The 20,588-nt window shown below is 75.3% G+C and carries 5 protein-coding genes and 1 pseudogene; all 6 read left to right on the top strand.

The window, feature by feature from the left end; translation table 11 throughout:
• Positions 1-70: 70 nt before the first annotated feature.
• Entirely contained in the window at positions 71-1,411 is a 1,341-nt protein-coding gene (gene ccrA, locus RKD23_RS09765; RefSeq protein WP_424853330.1) for a crotonyl-CoA carboxylase/reductase, read from the top strand.
• Positions 1,404-2,411, top strand: a complete 1,008-nt coding sequence (locus RKD23_RS09760; RefSeq protein WP_424853329.1) for a 3-oxoacyl-ACP synthase III family protein — start codon at positions 1,404-1,406, stop codon at positions 2,409-2,411. The genes ccrA and RKD23_RS09760 overlap by 8 nt, the downstream gene beginning before the upstream one ends.
• On the top strand, positions 2,408-3,274 hold the full coding sequence (locus RKD23_RS09755) for a 3-hydroxybutyryl-CoA dehydrogenase (protein WP_424853328.1): 867 nt from the start codon (positions 2,408-2,410) through the stop codon (positions 3,272-3,274). Before RKD23_RS09760 ends, RKD23_RS09755 begins: the two co-directional genes overlap by 4 nt.
• Before the next feature lie 741 nt (positions 3,275-4,015).
• Positions 4,016-4,990 (top strand): nucleotide disphospho-sugar-binding domain-containing protein, encoded by a 975-nt coding sequence (locus RKD23_RS09750; RefSeq protein ID WP_424853327.1) that lies wholly within the window; start codon positions 4,016-4,018, stop codon positions 4,988-4,990.
• Positions 4,991-5,138: 148 nt separating this feature from the next.
• Positions 5,139-9,950 (top strand): type I polyketide synthase, encoded by a 4,812-nt coding sequence (locus RKD23_RS09745; RefSeq protein ID WP_424853326.1) that lies wholly within the window; start codon positions 5,139-5,141, stop codon positions 9,948-9,950.
• Between the two features lie 71 nt (positions 9,951-10,021).
• Positions 10,022-20,554 (top strand): annotated as a pseudogene (locus RKD23_RS09740) (SDR family NAD(P)-dependent oxidoreductase); the annotation flags it as partial.
• Between the last annotated feature and the right edge of the window lie 34 nt (positions 20,555-20,588).

Below are 20,588 nucleotides of genomic sequence, written 5' to 3'. Positions count from 1 at the left end.
ACGGCTCGACGCGCGCCGGGGCCCCTCGGCCCCGGCGCGCACTCCCCACCAGAGAAGGAAAGGGTTTCGCATGGACGTGCTGGCCGAGGCGGTGCTCGCCGAAGCGAGTGCCGAGGAACTGGCGAAGCTGCCGGTGCCCGCCGAGTACATCGCCGCCCACACCCGCATCGAGGACATCGGCATCTTCGGGGACGCCGAGGACAAGGACGTACGCAAGGCACTGCACGTCGGCCCGGTGCCGATGCCCGAACTCGCCCCGGACGAGGTGCTGGTGGCCGTCATGGCCAGCTCCGTCAACTACAACACCGTCTGGTCGGCCACCTTCGAGCCGCTGCCCACCTTCGCCTTCCTCAAGTCGTACGGGAAGATGGGCCGTTGGGAGAAGCGGCACGACCAGCCCTACCACGTGCTCGGCTCCGACGCGGCCGGCGTCATCGTGCGCGCCGGAGAGGGCGTACGGCGCTGGAAGGTCGGCGACCACGTGCTGGCCAGCCCCATCCAGGTCGACGACCAGGAAGCCGTCACCCACGCCGACGGCATGCTCGGCGAGGGCCAGAAGGCCTGGGGCTACGAGACCAACTTCGGCGGCCTCGCCCACTACGCGATCGTCCGCGCCAGCCAGCTCATCCCCAAGCCCGCCCACCTCACCTGGGAGGAGGCCGCCTCCACGCCCGCCTGCGCCGGCACCGCCTACCGCATGCTGGTCAGCGACCGGGGCGCACGCATGAAGCAGGGCGACATCGTCCTCATCTGGGGCGCCGCCGGCGGCCTCGGTGTGCACGCCGTGCAGCTGGTCCAGCAGGGCGGCGGCATCGCCGTCGGCGTGGTCGGCTCCGAGGACAAGGCCCAGGCCCTGCGCGAACTGGGCTGCGACCTGGTCATCAACCGCAGCGAGCTGGGCATCGGCGACGGCGACGGCACCGACCCCGCGCAGGTCATCGCCTCCGGCAAGAAGCTCGGCCGGATCATCCGCGACGCCTACGGCGAGGACCCGCACATCGTCTTCGAGTACGTCGGCCAGGCCACCTTCGGCATCTCCATGTTCGTCGTCCGCCGCGGCGGCGCCGTCGTCACCTGCGGCTCCACCACCGGCTACCAGCACCAGTACGACAACCGCTACCTGTGGATGAAGCTCAAGCGCCTCATCGGCAGCCACGCCGCCAACCTGGCCGAGCAGTGGGAGAGCAACCGGCTCATCGACATGGGCCGCATCCACCCCGTGCTCGGCGCCGTCTACCCGCTGGACGCGATCGGCGAGGCCGCCCGCGAGGTGCAGAACAACACCCACATCGGCAAGACCGGCGTGCTCTGCCTCGCCCCGAAGACCGGCCTCGGCGTCACCGACCGGGCCAAGCGCGAGGAGATCGGTGAGGACCGCATCAATCGGCTGGGGGTGCGCAGCTTTGTCTGAGCAACCCGTGGGCGTACTCGCCACCGGCTCCTGCGTCCCCGAGCAGGTGGTGACCAACGAGGACCTCGCCCCGGGCCTCGGTGTGACCCCCGAGTGGATCGTCCGCAAGACGGCCATCCGCGAACGCCGTTACGCCGCACCCGAGCAGGCCACCTCCGACCTGGCGATCGCCGCCGCCCGAAGCGCCCTGGAGCGCAGCGGCGTCCCCGCCGACCGGCTCGACTACGTCGTCGTCGCCACCACCACCCCCGACTCGCCGCTGCCGCCGGTGTCCTGCCTGGTGCAGGCGGCGATCGGCGCGGACCGGGCGGGCTGCTTCGACCTCAACATCGGGTGCAGCGGATTCGTCGCCGCGCTCGACGTCGGCCACAAACTGGTCGCCGCACGGCCCGGCGCGCACGCGCTGGTGGTGGCCGCCGACCTGTGGTCGCGGTTCACCGACCCCGCCGACCGCGGCACCCGGGTGCTGCTCGCCGACGGGGCCGGCGCCGCCGTCCTCGGGCCCGTCCCGGAGCCGTACGGCATCCTCGGCACCGATCTGCTCGGCCACGGCGACCAGGCGCCCTACCTGGTCATCGAAGGAGGCGGCACCCGCAACCCCGCGTCGTACGACACCGTCGACGCGGGCGGCCACTACCTGCGGATGCGGGGCCGGGACGTCAGCGACTACGTCCGCGAGAAGGTGCCCCAGGCCGTCAAGGAACTCCTGGCCCGCACCGGCCTCGGCCACGACGAGGTCGCCCATCTCGTCCCGCACCAGGCCAACGGCGTCCTGCTGCGCGAGGTCGCCGGGCAGGCCGGGCTCGACCGGGCCCGACTGCACCTGACCGTCGAGGAGTTCGGCAATTCCGGCGCCGCGTCCCTGCCCGTCACCCTCGACCACGCCGACCGGGCGGGTCTGCTCGGCGACGGCGACCTCGTGCTGCTCGCCGCGTTCGGCGGCGGGATGGCGGTCGGCACCAGCGTGCTGCGCTGGAAGGCGACGGGTACGGGCTCGTGAACGACAGCGGATTCACCCGGATCGGCGTCGTCGGCTGCGGCCTGATGGGCTCCGGCATCGCCGAGACCTGCGCCCGCTCCGGGGTGGAGGTCCTGGTCGCCGTCTCCTCGGAGCGCTCCGCCGAGGCCGGACGGCGGCGGATCGAGGGCTCGCTGAACCGGGCGGTGGTCAAGGGCAGGATGGCGCAGGCCGAACGGTCCTCGGTGCTGGGCCGGATCACCTTCACCACCGAGCTGGAGGCCCTGGCCGACCGGCAGTTCGTGCTGGAGGCGATCGTCGAGGACGAGCGGGCCAAGGCGGACCTGTTCGCCCGGCTCGACGCGATCGTCGACGACCCGGACGCCGTCTTCGCCACCAACACCTCCTCCCTGCCCGTCATGCGGGTCGCCGGAGCCACCGGCCGGCCCCAACAGGTCGTCGGCACCCACTTCTTCAACCCCGTCACGGCGATGCCGCTGGTGGAGCTCACCGGGTGCGTGCACACCGCGCCGGAGACCTTCGAGCGCACCGAGGCGTTCGTGACGAAGATAATGGGCAAGGAGGTCGTCCGCTCCCCGGACCGGGCCGGCTTCGTCGTCAACGCCCTGCTGGTGCCGTACCTGATGTCCGCGATGCGCATGGCCGAGGCCGGCTTCGCCACACCCGAGGACATCGACCGCGGCATGACCCTGGGCTGCGCCCACCCCATGGGCCCGCTCCGGCTCGCCGACATGATCGGCCTCGACACCCTCGCCCGGGTCGCCGACGGCCTCTACAACGAGTTCCGCGAACCCCTCTACGCCGCCCCACCCCTGCTCCTGCGCATGGTCGAGGGTGGCCTGCTGGGCAAGAAGTCGGGGCGCGGCTTCTACCGCTACGAGTAGCCGCTCCTACGGCGCCGAGGCGGACCAACAGGTCCCGCCCGGGCGCCAGTCGGAGCTCGGCCGGCGAACCCCAGCCGGCCCCACGGCTGCCGGGAGGCGGGGTCAACCCCTATCCCCACCCGGCACCGCCCGACCCGTACCCCGCTTTCCGCGGACTCCCGCGACGCCCCTACCCGGACCCACCGGGACCACCGGCGCCACCGGCCTGGCGGCACCTCGACCCGGCCTCAGCCCGGGCCGCGGAGGAGTCGCGCGCCTGAGGGCCGGCAGGGGGCCCTTGGGCTGAATCGGCGCCAGTCCGGGTCGGCGTCGGCCCTTGGACCGGAAGCTGTCCGTCCGAACCGGCGCTCGTCCGGGCCAGCGCCCGTCCGGGTCGGCATCGGCCCTTGGGACGGAAGCTGTCCGTCTGCGGGCCGGTAAGTGTCCTTGGGCTCGAACTCGGGGCCTGCGGGTCGACGTCGGTCCCTGGGGCCGAACCTCCTGTCCACGGGCCGGCACGCCGGTCCATGGGCCGGAACCCGCGCGGCCTGGGCCGGCAGGCGGCCCCTGGGCCCGGCCCCGCCCGTCTCGAGCCCGCCCGGATCGGCGCGGGCGCCCCTACCCCTCGCCCCCGGGGACGCGTAAGGCCGCGGCCCCTACCCCCGCCCGCTTAGGGGTCCGCCTCGCGTGAGGGCGGGGCTATCGTCCGTGACGTCCCGTCGCCCGTCCGGTGTCGGCGGGCTGGTTCTCTGGAGGGAACACATGCGCGTTCTGCTGGTGACGCCGTCGGCCGAGGACCGGTTGCATCAACTGGTGCCGCTCGCCTGGGCGTTGCGGACGGCGGGGCACGCGGTGCAGATCGCCGCGCGGCCGGCGTTCACGGAGGCCGTCACCGCGACGGGCCTGGTGGCCGTGGCCGTCGGCAAGGACGTGCCGGAGACGGAGGCCCTCCTGGACGAACCGGCCGACGTGGACGGCCTCGTGGCCCACGGCAGGCTGTGGCGGCCCCGGCTGGTCCTGTGGGACTCCGCCGCACCGGCCGGTGCCGCCGCGGCGGCGCAGCTCGGCACCCCTCATGTCCGGGTCGACGGCCCCTTCGGGCCGCCGGCGCAGGACACCGACACCGCCCCGCACCGCGTCCTCGACTGTCTGCCGCCGTCCCTGCGGACGCCCGGCGACGACTCCCTGTCCGTGCGGCCCGTGCCGTACACCGGCCCCAAGGTGATCCCCGTCTGGCTGCGGCGCACCCCGCGCGTACGCCGGGTCCTGGTGACCGCCGACGTGCCCGACGCGGCGATCCCCGCCCTGTTCGAGGCCGTGGCCGGCACGGACGCCGAGCTGGTGTGCGCCCGTCCCGCGGACCGCGTCCCCGACGGCGTCCGGCTGCCGTCCCAGGTGCGGCTCTTCGACGACATCCCCGCCGACGCCGTCCTGCCGTCCTGCGCGGGCGTGGTGCACGGCGGTGCTCCGGCCCTGGCCGCGGCGGCCCTCTCCCACGGGCTGCCCCAGCTCGTCCTGTCGGACCGCCCCGCGCAGGAGGGCGTGGTGGAGCGGCTCGTCCGGTACGGCGCCGCCGCCGTCCTCGACCCCGCCCACCTGGACGCGGCCGCGCTGCGGGACGTCACCGGCGACTCCGCACTGCGCACCCGGGCGGGACAACTGGGCGCGGAGTGCGCGGCCCTGCCGAGCCCGCGCGACCTCGTGCCGGAACTCACCGGGCTCACGGCCGACCGGTAGAAACGGCCCGGCCGGAATTTTAGGGGTGGGTGCGCGAAGCCCCCCTCGGTAGCGTTCGCCGAGAACACGGAGAAATCCGGGAAAGCGGCGGACACCGCAAAAGCCTGTGTCTTGCGATGGAATTGGGCATCTCGTGAACGGGACGGCGATGGAACACGAAGAAAAGCTGCGCGCCTATCTGAAACGTGCGACCGCCGATCTCCAGGAGACCCGGCAGCGGCTGCGGGAGTCGGAGTCCCGCAACCATGAACCCCTCGCGGTCGTCGGAATGAGCTGCCGCTTTCCCGGCGGTATTTCCTCCCCGGAGGATCTGTGGCGCCTGCTCACCGAGGGCCGCGACGCCATCGGTGACTTTCCCGCGGACCGGGGCTGGGACATCGACCGGATCTACGACCCGGAACCCGACCGGCCCGGAAAGACGTATGTGCGCCGCGGTGGATTCCTCCACGACGCCCCTGAATTCGACGCCGCGTTCTTCGGCATCTCACCGGCCGACGCCCGCGCGACGGACCCCCAGCAGCGGCTGCTCCTGGAGGCGTCCTACGAGGCCGTCGAGCGGGCCGGCATCGCCCCCGACAGCCTGCGCGGTACCCCGACGGGTGTGTTCGCCGGGCTGATGTACCACGACTACACGGGCGGCGCCCCCGGCGGCAGTCTGATCTCCGGCCAGGTCTCCTACAGCCTCGGCCTGGAGGGCCCGTCGGTGTCCGTCGACACGGCCTGCTCCTCCTCGCTGGTCGCCCTGCACCTCGCCGCGCGCTCGCTGCGTGCCGGGGAGTGCACCATGGCCCTCGTCGGCGGCGTCGCCGTGATGAGCACCCCGACGATCTTCGTGGACTTCGCCCGCCGCCGCGGTCTGTCACCCGACGGCCGCTGCAAGGCGTACTCCGACGACGCCGACGGCACCGGCTGGTCCGAGGGTGTCGGCGTGCTGCTGCTGGAACGTCTCTCCGACGCCCGCCGCAACGGCCACCGCGTCCTCGGCGTCATCCGTGGCTCCGCCGTCAACCAGGACGGCGCCTCCAACGGCTTCACCGCGCCCAACGGCCCCTCCCAGATCAAGGTCATCCAGCAGGCGCTCGCCGACGCCGGGCTCACCACCGCCGACGTGGACGCCGTCGAGGGCCACGGCACCGGCACCACCCTCGGCGACCCCATCGAGGCGCAGGCGCTGCTCGCCACCTACGGCCAGGGACGCCCCGCCGACCAGCCCCTCAGGCTCGGCTCGGTCAAGTCCAACCTGGGGCACACCCAGGCCGCCGCGGGCGTCGCCGGCATCATCAAGATGTTGCTCGCGATGCGCCACCGGGAGCTGCCGAAGACCCTGCACGCCGACACGCCCTCCCGGCACGTCGACTGGGCCTCGGGCGCGGTCCGCCTGCTCACCGAGACCGAGCCCTGGACCGACCCGGGCCGGCCGCGCCGCGCCGCCGTGTCCTCCTTCGGCATGAGTGGCACCAACGCCCACATCATCCTGGAAGAGGCCCCCGAAGCCGAGGCCGCCGAGCGGGAGCCGGCCCCCGCCGTGACCCCGCTCGTGGTGTCCGGCCGTACCGAGACCGCGCTGCGCGAGTCCGCCCGCCGCCTGGCCGCCCGCCTGGACGACACCGCCGTACGACCCGACGACCTCGGCCTGTCCCTGGTGACCGGCCGCAGCCAGTTCGAGCACCGGGCCGTCGTCGTCGGCGCCGACCGCGACGAACTCGCCGCCGGACTACGGGCCCTGGCCGGGGGCGCCTCGGCGCCCTCGGTCGTCACCGGCCGGGCCGGCACCCTGGGCCGTACCGTGTTCGTGTTCTCCGGGCAGGGCTCGCAGTGGCCGGGTATGACCACCGAACTCCTCGGCCAGTCGGAGGTGTTCGCGCGCAGGCTCGCCGAGTGCGAGGAGGCCCTCGCCCGGTACACCGACTGGTCCGTCACCGCCGTACTGCGCGGTGAGCCCGGCACTCCGCCCGCCGACCGCGTCGACGTCGTACAGCCCCTGCTGTGGGCGGTGATGGTGTCCCTGGCGGCCGTGTGGCGGGCGCACGGCGTCGAGCCCGATGTGGTGATCGGTCACTCCCAGGGAGAGATCGCCGCGGCGACCGTGTCCGGTGCGCTGTCCCTGGACGACGGCGCCCGCGTGGTCGCCCTGCGCTCCAGGGCCATCGCCGAACTCCTCGACCGCGAGGGCGGGATGCTCGCCGTCGGCCTGTCCGCGGAGGACGCCGAGAAGCGCATCGCGCCCTACGGCCCGGCCGTCTCCGTGGCCGCCGAGAACGGCGCCCGGTCCGTGGTGATCTCCGGCGAGGGCACCACGCTCGACCGGCTGCGCGAGGAGCTGGAGGCCGACGGCGTCCGCGCCAAGCGGGTCCCCGTCGACTACGCCTCCCACTCGGCGTACGTCGACGCCCTTCAGGAGCGCCTGCTGCACGACCTCGCGCCCGTGCGGCCCCGCACGGCCGAGGTGGCGATGCTGTCCACCGTCACCGGCGAGCGGCTCGACGGCACCGAGGTCGACGCCCGCTACTGGTACGACAACCTGCGCGGCCGGGTCCGATTCGCCCCCGCCGTACGGGAGTTGGCGGCCGCCGGGCCGGTCTCCTTCCTGGAGATCAGCGCCCACCCGGTCCTGGGCATGTCCATCCAGGAGACCCTGGAGGAGCTGGAGACGGACGCCGTCGTCACCGCCACCCTGCGCCGCGACGAGGGCGGCCTCGCCCGGTTCGCCGCCTCGGCCGCCGAACGGCATGTGCGCGGACTGCCGGTGGACTGGACGGCGTTCTTCCCGCACGCCGAGCCCACCGACGTCCCCACCTACCCCTTCCAGCGCGTCCGCTACTGGAGCCCCGACCTGCCCGAGGTGCCCGCCGGTGAGGCCGCCGTGGACGGGGCCGACCCGTTCTGGGCGGGCGTCGACAGCGACGACCCCGAGGCGCTCGCGCGGCTCCTCGGCCTCGCCGACGCCGAGCCGCTGCGCGCGCTGGTGCCCGCCCTGTCCGCCTGGCGCCGCGACCGCACCCGCGCCGCCGCGCTGGACGCCTGGCGCTACCGGGTCACCTGGGCACCGCTGACCGGCGGCCGGTACACCGGACTGACCGGTACCTGGCTGCTGGTGGGCCTCGACGGGGCCGCCGCCCAGGCCCTCACCGACGCCGGAGCCACTGTCGTCACCGTCCCCGCCGCCGGGGCCGACCGTGCCGGGCTCGCCGCCCGGCTGCGGGCCGCTCTGGACGGCCGTACGCCCGCCGGAGTGCTCTTCGCGGCGCCCTCCGGCGCCGGGAGCGACGGTCTGCCGTACGCCGTGGGCGGCACCCTCACGCTGCTCCAGGCGCTGGGCGACGCCGGGATCGAGGCGCCCCTGTGGTGCCTCACCTCCCGGGCGGTGGCCGTCGACACGGCCGAGGACGTCGACCCGGACTCCGCCGCGCTGTGGGGCCTGGGGACGGTGCTGGCGCTGGACGTACCGGACACCTGGGGCGGCCTGGTCGACCTGCCGCCGGACCCCGGCGCCGACGCGCTGGACCGGCTGTGCCGGGTGCTGTCCGCAGGCGACGGCGAGGACCGGATCGCGGTCCGCTCCACCGGCACCTTCGCCCGGCGCCTGGTGCGCGCCCCGCTCCCGGACGGCGACCGCCCCTCCTGGCGCCCGCACGGCACCGTGCTGATCACCGGCGGCACCGGGGGAGTGGGCGCCCATGTGGCTCGCGGACTGGCCCGGGCCGGCGCCGCACGTCTCGTGCTCACCAGCCGGCGCGGGGCGGCCGCCCCCGGCGCCCGCGAACTCGCCGCGGAACTCACCGAACTGGGCGTCGACGTGCGCCTGGAGTCCTGCGACGTCACCGACCGGGACGCGGTGAGCGCGCTGGTCGCGGCCCTCCCCGACGACCAGCCGCTCACCGCGGTCCTGCACGCGGCCGGGGTCCTCACCGCCGAGACACCCGTGTCGGAGGTGAGCCCCGAGGAGTTCGCGGCGGCGATGCGCGCCAAGGCCCGCGGGGCCGCCGTACTCGACGAGGTGCTCGGCGAGCGGGACCTGGACGCGTTCGTGCTGTTCGCGTCCGGAGCCGCCGTCTGGGGCACCTCCGGACAGCCCGCCTACGCCGCGGGCAACGCCTACCTCGACGGGCTCGCCCAGCACCGGCGCGCCCGCGGCCTGGCCGCGACCTCCGTCGCCTGGGGATCGTGGGGCGGCGGCGGCATGGTCGGCGAGGCGGACGGCGCGCATCTGCGCCGGATGGGCCTCGCCGAGATGGACCCGGAGACGGCCGTCGAGGCGCTCGGCCTGGCCGTCGGCCGCGGCGAGAGCCACCTGGTGGTCGCCGACATCGACTGGGAGCTGTTCGTCCCCGTCTACACGCTGCGCCGCCCGCGCCCGCTGCTGCGCGACCTGCCGGACGCCCAGCGGGCCCTCGCCACCCGGACCGACGGCGCCGAGCCGGCCGCGGACGCCGGGGCCGCGGCCCTGACGGAGCGGCTCGCCGGGCTCACCGAGAACGAGCAGCGCCGCCACCTGCTGGAGCTGGTGCGCGCCCAGGCGGCGGCCGTCCTCGGCCACGCCGACGCCACCGACGTCGAACCCGGCCAGGTCTTCAAGGAGATCGGCTTCGACTCGGTGTCCGCGGTCGACCTGCGCAACCGGCTCGCCACGGCGATCGGCCGCAGACTGCCCGCCACCGTCGTCTTCGACCACGTCCACGCCCAGGCGCTCGCCGACCACCTGTGGACGCTGCTGTGCGGCGGGGAGTCGGCGGCGGACGTACCCCTGAGCGTCGAACTCGACCGGCTGGAGGCGCGGTTGGCCGCGGTCGACCGGGACGAGATCGAACGCTCCCGGGTCACCGCACGCCTGACGCACCTGGTCGGCCGGCTCACCGGAACGCTCGGCACGGACGACGGTTCCACGGTCACGGACCGGCTGCGCACCGCGACGGCCGACGACCTCTTCGACCTCATCGACAACGAACTCGGCGCGAGCTGACGGGCCACGGGGACAGGACACGAGACGCGATGGCTGCTGACGAAGAAAAACTGGTCGACTATCTCAAGCGGGTGACCGCGAGCCTGCACAAGACCCGCGAACGGCTGCGCGAACTGGAGGCCGCCGAGCAGGAACCCGTCGCGGTCGTCGCCATGGGCTGCCGCTTCCCCGGAGGCGTGCGCTCACCGGAGGACCTGTGGAAGCTGCTCGCGGCCGGCGGCGACGCCGTCGGAGACTTCCCCACCGACCGCGGCTGGGACGTCGAGGAGCTCTACGACCCCGGCACCGAGGCCGTCACCCAGGGCGGATTCCTCGACGGCGCGGGCGACTTCGACGCCGCGTTCTTCGGCATCTCCCCGCGCGAGGCCCTCGCCCTCGACCCGCAGCAGCGCCTGGCGCTGGAACTCGCCTGGGAGACCCTGGAACGCGCGGGCATCCCGCCGCTGTCGCTGCGCGAGGCGCCCGTCGGCGTGTTCGTCGGCAGCGGCAGCCAGGACTACTACGACGGCGTCCCCGCCGACCGGATGGCCGCCGTCGCCGACGACTACCTCAGCACCGGCACCGCCGCCTCGGTGATCTCCGGCCGGATCGCCTACTCCCTCGGCCTGGAGGGCCCCGCCCTCACCGTCGACACGGCCTGCTCCTCCTCGCTGGTCGCCCTGCACCTGGCCACCCAGGCGCTGCGCCAGCGCGACTGCACCCTCGCCCTCGCGGGCGGCGTCATGGTGATGGCCACCCCCTCACCCTTCCGCGCCTTCGGCCGCCAGCGCGGCCTCGCCCCCGACGGCCGCTGCAAGGCGTTCTCCGACGACGCCGACGGCACCGGCTGGTCGGAGGGCGCGGGCCTGCTCCTGCTGGAGCGGCTCTCCGACGCCCGCCGCAACGGCCACCCGGTGCTCGCCGTGATCCGCGGCTCCGCCGTCAACTCCGACGGCGCCTCCAACGGCCTCACCGCGCCCAACGGCCCCTCCCAGCAGCGCGTCATCCGCCAGGCCCTCACCAACGCCGGGCTCACCCCGGCCGACGTGGACGCCGTCGAGGGCCACGGCACCGGCACCACCCTCGGCGACCCCATCGAGGCGCAGGCGCTGCTCGCCACCTACGGCCAGGGACGCCCCGCCGACCGCCCGCTGTGGCTCGGCTCGGTCAAGTCCAACATCGGGCACGCGCAGGCGGCCGCCGGAGTCAGCGGCGTCATCAAGATGGTCCTCGCCCTGCGCCACGGCCTGCTGCCCAAGACCCTGCACGTGACCCGGCCCAGCACCGAGGTCGACTGGTCGGAGGGCGACGTACGCCTCCTGGAGCAGGAGCGTCCCTGGCCCGCCGACGCGGAACGCCCGCGCCGGGCCGGCGTCTCCTCCTTCGGCGTCAGCGGCACCAACGCGCATCTGATCCTGGAGGAGGCCCCGCCCGCGGAGGCCGCCCCCGACACGGAGGCCTCCGCCCCCGACACGCAGGCCTCCGCCCCCTGGCCCGCCGGCATGCCTGTGCCGCTGCCCGTCAGCGCCCACAACGCCGCCGCGCTCCAGGCGCAGGCCGAGCAGCTCACGCCGGTCGCGGCCGGGCTCGGCGACGACGACCCGGCCGCGCTCCTCGACCTCGGGTTCTCCCTCGCCACCAGCCGCTCCCCGCTGCAACGCCGGGCCGTGGTGCTCGCCGACAGCGTGGGCACCGCCCGCGACGGGCTCGCGGCGCTGGCCGCCGGGACCGCCGCGCCGCAGGTGCCGACCGGCCCGCAGACGCCCGGCCAGACCGCGTTCCTCTTCTCCGGCCAGGGCGCCCAGCGCGTCGGCATGGGCCGTGAACTGCACGCCGCGTTCCCGGTGTTCGCCGCCGCGCTGGACGAGGTGTGCGAGGCGTTCGCGCCGCATCTGGACCGCCCGCTGCGCGAGGTGATCTTCGCGGACGCGGACCGTCTGGACCGCACCGAGTACACCCAGCCGGCCCTGTTCGCCGTCGAGGTCGCCCTCTTCCGGCTCCTTCGGTCCTGGTCCGTCACCCCGGACGTGCTCATCGGCCACTCCATCGGCGCCCTCGCCGCCGCCCATGTCTCCGGGGTGCTCGGCCTCGCCGACGCGTGCTCCCTGGTCGCCGCGCGCGGCCGGCTGATGCAGGCCCTGCCCGAGGGCGGCGCGATGATCGCCGTGGAGGCCACCGAGGACGAGACACGGCCGCTGCTGACCGACCGGGTGAGCATCGCCGCCGTCAACGGCCCCACCTCCGTGGTCGTCTCCGGCGACGAGGACGCCGCCCGCGACATCGCCGCCCACTTCGCCGGACTCGGCCGCAAGACCCGGCAGCTGCGGGTCAGCCACGCCTTCCACTCGCCGCGCATGGACGCCATGCTCGACGACTTCGCCGCCGTCGTGCGGGGCATCGCCTTCGCCGAGCCCGCGATCCCGATGGTGTCCGACCTCACCGGACAGCAGGCCACCGCCGACGAACTGCGCAGCCCCGAGTACTGGGTGCGGCACGTCCGCGAGGCCGTCCGCTTCCACGACGGCGTACGCACCCTGGAGAAGCTCGGCGTCACCCGCTTCGTGGAGGTCGGCCCCGACGGCGTGCTCACCGCGCTGGCCCGGCAGAGCCTGACCACCGCCGAGGACCGCGTCGTGCTGCTGCCGCTGCTCCGCAAGGACCGGCCCGAGCCCGCCACCGCGCTCACCGCGCTCGCCGGGCTGTACGTCAGCGGCCTCGACCCCGACTGGGCGGCCGTCCTCGCCGGACACGGCGCCCGCCGCGTCCCGCTGCCCGTGTACGCCTTCCAGCGCCGCCGCTACTGGCTTCAGGAGCGCGGCGCCCAGGACGCGCTGGCCTCCGCCGGGCTGCACGCCGCCGGGCACCCGCTGCTCGGCGTCGCCGTCACCCTGGCCGGCAGCGACGGCGTCGTCCTCACCGGCCGGCTCTCGCCCGCCCGGCAGCCCTGGCTCGCCCAGCACCGCGTCGGCGAGACGGTGTTGCTGCCCGGCACGGCCTTCGTGGAACTCGCCGTCCAGGCGGGCGACCGGGTCGGCTGCGGCCGCGTCGAGGAACTCGCTCTCAGCGCACCGCTCGCCCTGCCGCAGTACGGCGGCGTCCAGGTGCAGCTCGCCGTCGGCGCCGCCGACCCGAGCGGTCGCCGTACCGTCACCGTCCACTCCCGGCCCGAGGACGCCCCCGACGACGAACCCTGGACCCTCCACGCGTCCGGCACCCTCACCGCAGGCTCGGGCCGCCCCGGCACCCCGCTCACCGTCTGGCCGCCCGAGAACGCCGTGGAGCTCCCGCTCGACGGGCTCTACGACGACTTCGCCGCCACCGGACTGACCTACGGGCCGCTCTTCCGCTCGCTGCACGCCGCCTGGCGCTCCGGCGAGGACATCTACGCTGAGGTACGGCTGCCCGAGGAACCGCCGCACGGCGCCGAGGAGTTCGCCCTGCACCCGGCCGCCCTGGACGCGGCCACGCACGCCCTGCGCGCGGCGGGCGGCGGCGACGCCACCGAGGGCGGCGCCGGACTCGTCCCGTTCTCCTGGACCGGCGTCGAACTCCACGCGAGCGGCGCCTCCGCCCTGCGGGTGCGCTTCAGCCCCGTCGCCCCGGACACCTTCGCGGTGACCGTCGCCGACGCGGCCGGCGACCCGGTCGCCACCGTCGAGGCCAACGCCTTCCGCGCACTGGACACCACCGCCGCGGCGACCGTACGACCGCCGCTGTACCACGTCGACCTGGTGCCGCTGCCTGACCTGACGGTAAGCCAGGAACCCGTCGACGTGGCGGAGTTCGGCGGCCTCGACCTGACCGCGCCCGTGCCCGCCACCGTCGTGCTGCGCAGTACGGCCGGCACCGACGCCGCGGCCGTGCGTGCCGCGACCCGGCGCGCGCTGCTCGCCCTCCAGGACTGGCTGGCGTCCGCGCACACCGCCGACGCCACCCTCGTCGTGCTCACCACGGGCGCCGTCGCCCCCACGGGCGAGCCGGTGTCCGACCTCGCGGGCGCGGCCGTACGCGGCCTGGTGCGCGCCGCGCAGGCCGAACACCCCGGCCGTCTCGTCCTGCTGGACGCGGACGACGCCGAGGCGGCCCTCACCGCGCCCGTGCTGCACGCCGTACGCACCGGCGGCGAGCCCGAACTCGCCCTGCGCGACGGCGTGCTGCACGCCACCCGGCTGACCCGCGCGGCCCGCTCCGAGGCGGACGACGCCCTGTTCGACCCCGACGGCACGGTGCTGCTCACCGGCGCCTCCGGCGCGCTCGGCGGAGTCCTCGCCCGGCATCTGGTCACCGAGCACGGCGTACGGCGTCTGCTGCTGGTCAGCCGCCGTGGCACGGACGAGCTTGCGGAGGAGCTGACCGCGCTCGGCGCCCGGGTGAGCGTCGCCGCCTGCGACGTCGCCGACGTCGACGCCCTGCGGGAGGCCCTCGACGCCGCGCACCCCCTGACGGCTGTCTTCCACGCGGCGGGCGTCCTCGACGACGCCCTGGTCACCGACCTCACCCCCGAGCGGGTGGACGCGGTGCTGCGGCCCAAGGTCGACGGCACCCTCGCCCTGCACGAGCTGACGCGGGACCTGGACCTGGCCGCGTTCGTGCTGTTCTCCTCCGTCTCCGGCGTGCTCGGCGCGCCCGGCCAGGCCGACTACGCCGCCGCCAACGCCTTCCTGGACGGCTTCGCCGCCCACCGCAGGGCGCAGGGCCTGCCCGCGCTGTCGGTGGCCTGGGGACTGTGGGGCGACATCGGCGGCATGGGCGGCACGCTCACCGAGGCCGACCTGCTCCGGCACGCCCGCACGGGACTGCCGCCGCTGACCACCGCCGAGGGCCTCGCGCTCCTCGACGAGGTGCTCCGCACGGCCACCGACCCCGCCGACGCCACCGCCACGACCGTCGCGCTGCGGCTGGACCACACCGCCCTGCGGGCCGCGGGCGACCAGGCACCGAGGGCGCTGCACGCCCTCACCGGCGGGGTCACCCGGCGCACGGCGTCCGCCGCGGTGCGGGTGCCGGACCGGGTCGAGGGGGTGCTGTCCGCCGAGGACCGCCCGGCCGCCGTGCTGGAGCTGGTCCGCGAGCACACCGCGGCCGTCCTCGCGCACGCCTCCGCGGCCGACGTGGACCCGCAACTGGAGTTCCAGCAGCTCGGGTTCGACTCGCTGACCGCGATCGAGCTGCGCAACGCGCTCACCGCCGCCACCGGGCTGCGGCTGCCCGCCACCCTGGTCTTCGACCACCCCACCCCGACCGCGCTCGCCGACCATCTGCTCGCCGAGCTGCTCGGCACCGCCGCCGGCGGCGAGGCCGTCGTCCGCACCCGGGACGCGGACGAGCCGATCGCCATCGTGGGCCTGGCCTGCCGGTTCCCCGGCGGCGTCAGCAGCCCCGAGGACCTGTGGCGGTTCCTCGTCGAGGAGGGCGACGGCATCGGCGACTTCCCCGCCGACCGCGGCTGGGACATAGACGGCCTCTACGACCCCGACCGGCGCCGCCCCGACACCACGTACGTCCGCGAAGGCGGATTCCTGTACGACGCGGGCGACTTCGACCCGGCGTTCTTCGGGGTCGCCCCCAAGGACGCGGCCCTGATCGACCCCCAGCAGCGCATCCTGCTCGAGGCGTCCTGGGAGGCGCTGGAGCGGGCCGGCATCGACCCGCGCTCCCTCAAGGGCAGCCGGACCGGTGTGTTCGCCGGGGTGCAGTACCACGACTACCTCGGCGCGGGCAGCAGCGGCTCCATCGTCACCGGCCGTATCGCCTACACCCTCGGTCTGGAGGGCCCCGCGGTCTCCGTCGACACCGCCTGCTCCTCCTCGCTGGTCGCCCTGCACCTCGCCGCGCAGGCCCTGCGGCAGGGCGAGTGCACCCTGGCCCTGGCCGGCGGCGTCACCGTGATGGCGACCCCGGAGACGTTCGTGGAGTTCAGCCGGCAGGGCGGCCTCGCCCCCGACGGACGCTGCAAGGCGTTCTCCGACGACGCCGACGGCACCTCCTGGTCCGAGGGCGCGGGCCTGCTGGTCCTGGAGCGCCTGTCCGACGCCCGCCGCCACGGCCACCCCGTGCTCGCCCTGGTGCGCGGCTCCGCCGTCAACCAGGACGGCACCTCCAACGGCCTCACCGCCCCCAACGGCCCCGCCCAGCAGCGCGTCATCCGCCAGGCCCTCGCCTCGGCGGGACTCGCCCCCGGCGACGTGGAGGCCGTCGAGGCGCACGGCACCGGCACCCGGCTCGGCGACCCCATCGAGGCACAGGCACTGATGGCGACGTACGGCCAGGAGGCCACGCCCGAACGGCCCCTGCTGATCGGCTCGGTGAAGTCCAACCTCGGCCACACCCAGGCCGCCGCCGGAGCCGCGGGCGTGCTGAAGATGGTGCTGGCCCTCCAGCACGGCCTGCTGCCGAGGACGCTGCACGTCGCCAAACCGTCCGAGGAGATCGACTGGTCCGCGGGCGAGGTCCGGCTGCTCACCGAGGCCCGGCCCTGGGAGCGCACGGAGCGGCCGCGCCGCGCGGGCATCTCCTCCTTCGGCGTGAGCGGCACCAACGCCCACGTCATCATCGAGGAGCCGCCCGCCGAGGAGCCGGCCGCCCCCGACGACTCCGACCGTTGCGTGCCGTGGGTGCTGTCCGGCCGCAACCGCGAGGCCCTCGGCCTGCAGGCCGAGCGGCTGCTGTCCTACCTCAACGACGACCCCGACCGGCCCCTCGCCGACGTCGGGCACTCCCTGGCCACCGGCCGGGCCGCGCTCGAACACCGCGCGGTCGTCGTCGGCCGCCGCTACCCGGACTTCCTGCGCGGCCTGATGGCCCTCGCCGACGGCGAGGACGCCCCCGGCGTGGTCACCGGGACGCCCCGCGCGGGCGGCCGCACCGGCTTCCTGTTCTCCGGGCAGGGCTCCCAGCGCCTGGGCATGGGACGCGAACTCCACGCGGAGTTCCCGGTGTTCGCCGACGCGCTGGACGCCGTCTGCGCGGAACTCGACCCCCGGCTGCCGCGCCCGCTGAAGGACGTCATGTGGGCCGAGGAGGGCACCCCCGAGGCGGCCCTGCTCGACGCCACCGAGTACACCCAGCCCGCGCTGTTCGCCGTCGAGGTCGCGGTGTTCCGGCTCCTGGAGTCCTGGGGGATCAGGCCCGACGTGGTCGCCGGTCACTCCATCGGCGAACTCGCGGCCGCCCATGTCGCCGGAGTGCTCGCACTGGACGACGCCTGCGCCCTGGTCGTGGCGCGCGGCGCCCTGATGCAGGCGCTGCCCGCGGGCGGCGCGATGGCCGCCGTCGCCGCCGACGAAGACAGCGTGCGGGCCGCCCTGACCGACGGGGTCGACATCGCGGCCGTCAACAGCCCCCGTTCCGTGGTGATCTCCGGCCCGGCGGAGGCGGTCGACGCGGTGGCCGCCACCTTCGAGCGGACCCGGCGGCTGCGCGTCTCGCACGCCTTCCACTCGGGGCTCATGGAGCCGATGCTCGACGAGTTCACCGCCGTCGCGGGCAAGGCCGCGTTCGCGCAGCCCCGCATCCCGCTCGTCTCCACCGTCACCGGCGAGCAGGCCGACGACGACCTCACCGCGCCCGGCTACTGGGCCGGACAGGTCCGCAACCCCGTCCGGTTCCTCGACGCCGTGCGCGCCATGGAGCAGCTCGGGGTCACCCGGTTCGTCGAGGTCGGCCCCGGCGGCGCGCTCACCGCGCTGGCCCAGGAGACCCTCGCCGACCGCACCGACGACACCCTCGTCACCCCGACCCTCGCCAAGGACCTGCCCGAACCCCAGGCGGTCCTGACCGGCCTCGGCCGGCTGCACATCAGCGGCCGGTCCGTCGACTGGCGGGCCCTGTTCGGCGAGCGGCGCCACGTGGAGCTGCCCACCTACCCCTTCCAGCGCAAGCGCTACTGGGTGGAGAGCGCCGGCGTCGGCACCGGACCCGAGGAGCACCCGCTGCTCGGCGCCGCCACCGAACTCGCCGGATCGGACGGCCTGTTGTTCACCGGCCGCCTCTCCCTGGGCACCCACCCCTGGCTGGCCGGGCACCGTGTGAACGGCGTGGTCCTGCTGCCCGGCGCCGCCTTCGTGGAGGCCGCCATCCGCGCCGGTGACGCCGTCGGCTGCCCGCAGCTCGCCGAACTCACCGTCGAGGCCCCGCTGATCGTGCCGGACCGCACCGGCGTCCGCCTCCAGCTGTCCGTGGACGCCCCCGACCACACCGGCAGGCGCCCCTTCCAGGTGCACGCCCGCACCGAGGGCGCCGACGCGCACCGGCCGTGGATCCGGCACGCCAGCGGCACCCTCGCCCCCGGCGCCCCGCACCGCACCGAAGGCCTCGACCAGTGGCCCCCGGCCGGCGCCGAGCCCTTCGCGATCGACGGCATGTACGAGGGCCTCGCCGAGCAAGGACTCGCCTACGGGCCCGAGTTCCGCGCGCTGCACGCCGTATGGCGGCGCGGCGACGAGGTGTTCGGCGAGGTCGAGCTGGACGCCCGCGCCGCCTCCGACGTCGACCGGTTCGGCATCCACCCCGCCCTCCTGGACGCCGCCCTGCACACCATCGGCTGCGGTGCGGCCGCGTCCGCCGACCCCGTCCTGCCGTTCTCCTGGGAGCAGGTCGAACTGCACGCCGTCGGCACGACCCGGCTGCGCGTGCACGTACGGCCCACCGGGCAGGGCGTGGTGAGCCTGGAGCTGGCCGACGCCACCGGCCGCCCCGTCGCCTCCGTCGGCTCGCTGCTGCTGCGCCCGCTGTCCGCGGCGGACACCCGCCCGGCCGCCGCGCCCGCCGCCACCACCGACAGCCTGTTCGGCGTGGAGTGGCAGCGCCTCGCGGTGGAGGCCACTGCCGCCCCGGTCGGCCGGCAGCTCCTCGGCCCCGACCGCTGGGACCTCGCCGCCCGCACGGGCGCCGACCCGGCGGCGACGGACGCGCCGGTGGTGCTGCTGCCCAGCGGCGGTGACGACGTCCACGCCGAGGTACAGCGAGTCCTGGGCCTGCTGCAGACCTGGCTGGCCGACCCCGCGTCCACCGACCGCACCCTCGTCGTGGTCACCCGGGGAGCCGTCTCCACCTCGGGCGAGAGCCCCACGGACCTCGCCGGGGCGGCCGTCGCAGGCCTGGTGCGCTCGGCGCAGGCCGAACACGCCGGCACGATCCTGCTGGTCGACCTCCCGGCCGACGAGGAGACCGTCCCCGTACGGCTGCTCGCCTCGGCCGTCGCCACGGGCGAACCGCAGACCGCGCTGCGCGACGGCACCCTGCGCGCACCCCGTATGGTCCGGGCCGCCGCCACGGCGGCCGCCCCGGCCTGGGACGCGGAGGGCACCGTCCTGGTCACCGGCGCGACCGGCGCGCTCGGTGCCGCCGTCGCCCGGCACCTGGTGCACACCCACGGCGTACGGCATCTGCTGCTGGCCAGCCGCCGCGGCCCGGACGCCCCCGGGGCGGCCGCGCTGCGCGACGAACTGACCGCCGCCGGCGCCACCGTCACCGCGGCCGCCTGCGACATCGCCGACCGCACCGCACTCGCGGCCCTGCTCGACCAGGTCCCCGCCGACCGGCCGCTGCGCGGTGTCGTGCACGCGGCGGGCGTGCTCGACGACGGCGTCATCACCTCGCTGACGCCCGAGCGGGTCGAGGCGGTGCTGCGGCCCAAGGTCGACGCCGCGCTGAACCTGCACGAGCTGACCGCCGAGCGCGACCTCACCGCGTTCGTGCTGTTCTCCTCGGCGGCCGGTGTCCTCGGCTCACCCGGCCAGGGCGCCTACGCCGCCGCGAACGCCTTCCTCGACGCGCTCGCCGCCCGCCGCCGGGCCGCCGGACTGCCCGGCACCTCCCTCGCGTGGGGCATGTGGGACACCGGCGAGGAGGGCATGGCCGGGACGCTCACCGACGCCGAGAGCGACCGGATCGCGGAGACCGGCATCGGCATGCTGACCGTCCCCGACGGCCTGGCCCTGCTGGATGCGGCCACCGGCCGGGCGGACGCCCTGCTGCTGCCGATCCGGCTCGACACCCAGGTACTGGCCGGCCGCGACCCGGGCGAACTGCCGCCGCTGCTGCGCGGCGTGACGCCCGCCCCGGCCCGCCGCAGCGCCGAGGACGCCCCGGCCGACTCCGGAAGCCTGCGCGACCGGCTCGCGGCGATGCCCCCGCACCAGCGGATGCCCGCCCTGCTCACCCTGGTCAGGACCCACGCGGCCGGCATCCTCGGCCATGCGGACGCCGACGAGGTGGCGCTCGACAAGCCGTTCAACGAGATCGGCTTCGACTCGCTCACCGCGATGGGCTTCCGCAACAAGCTGGTCCTCGTCACCGGCCTGAAGCTGTCCGCCGGCATGATCTACGACCACCCCAACGCGCGCGCCCTCGCCGAGCACCTGCTCGCCGAACTCGCGCCGGAACCCGTGGCGGAGGAACCCGCCGCCGCCGGGGCACCCGTGACCGAGGAGGGCGTCCGCGAGGCGCTCGCCCGGATCCCGGTGGCCCGGCTGAAGGAGACCGGCCTCCTCGACCGGCTGCTCGAACTGGCGGGCACCGCCGACGACAGCACCGGCGACGACCCGGCAGCCGTCGGCGCGTCGGAGATCGACTCCATGGACAGCGAGGCCCTCATCAGCATGGCCCTCGGGGAGACCGACTGAGCACCGCCTCCCCCGACCACCCCTTCCACTCCGG

It is taken from the genome of Streptomyces sp. SAI-170 (assembly GCF_049739565.1).
Classification (GTDB): domain Bacteria; phylum Actinomycetota; class Actinomycetes; order Streptomycetales; family Streptomycetaceae; genus Streptomyces.
Note: the sequence above shows the minus strand (reverse complement) of the source record. Positions and strands in the feature narration are given on the sequence as shown.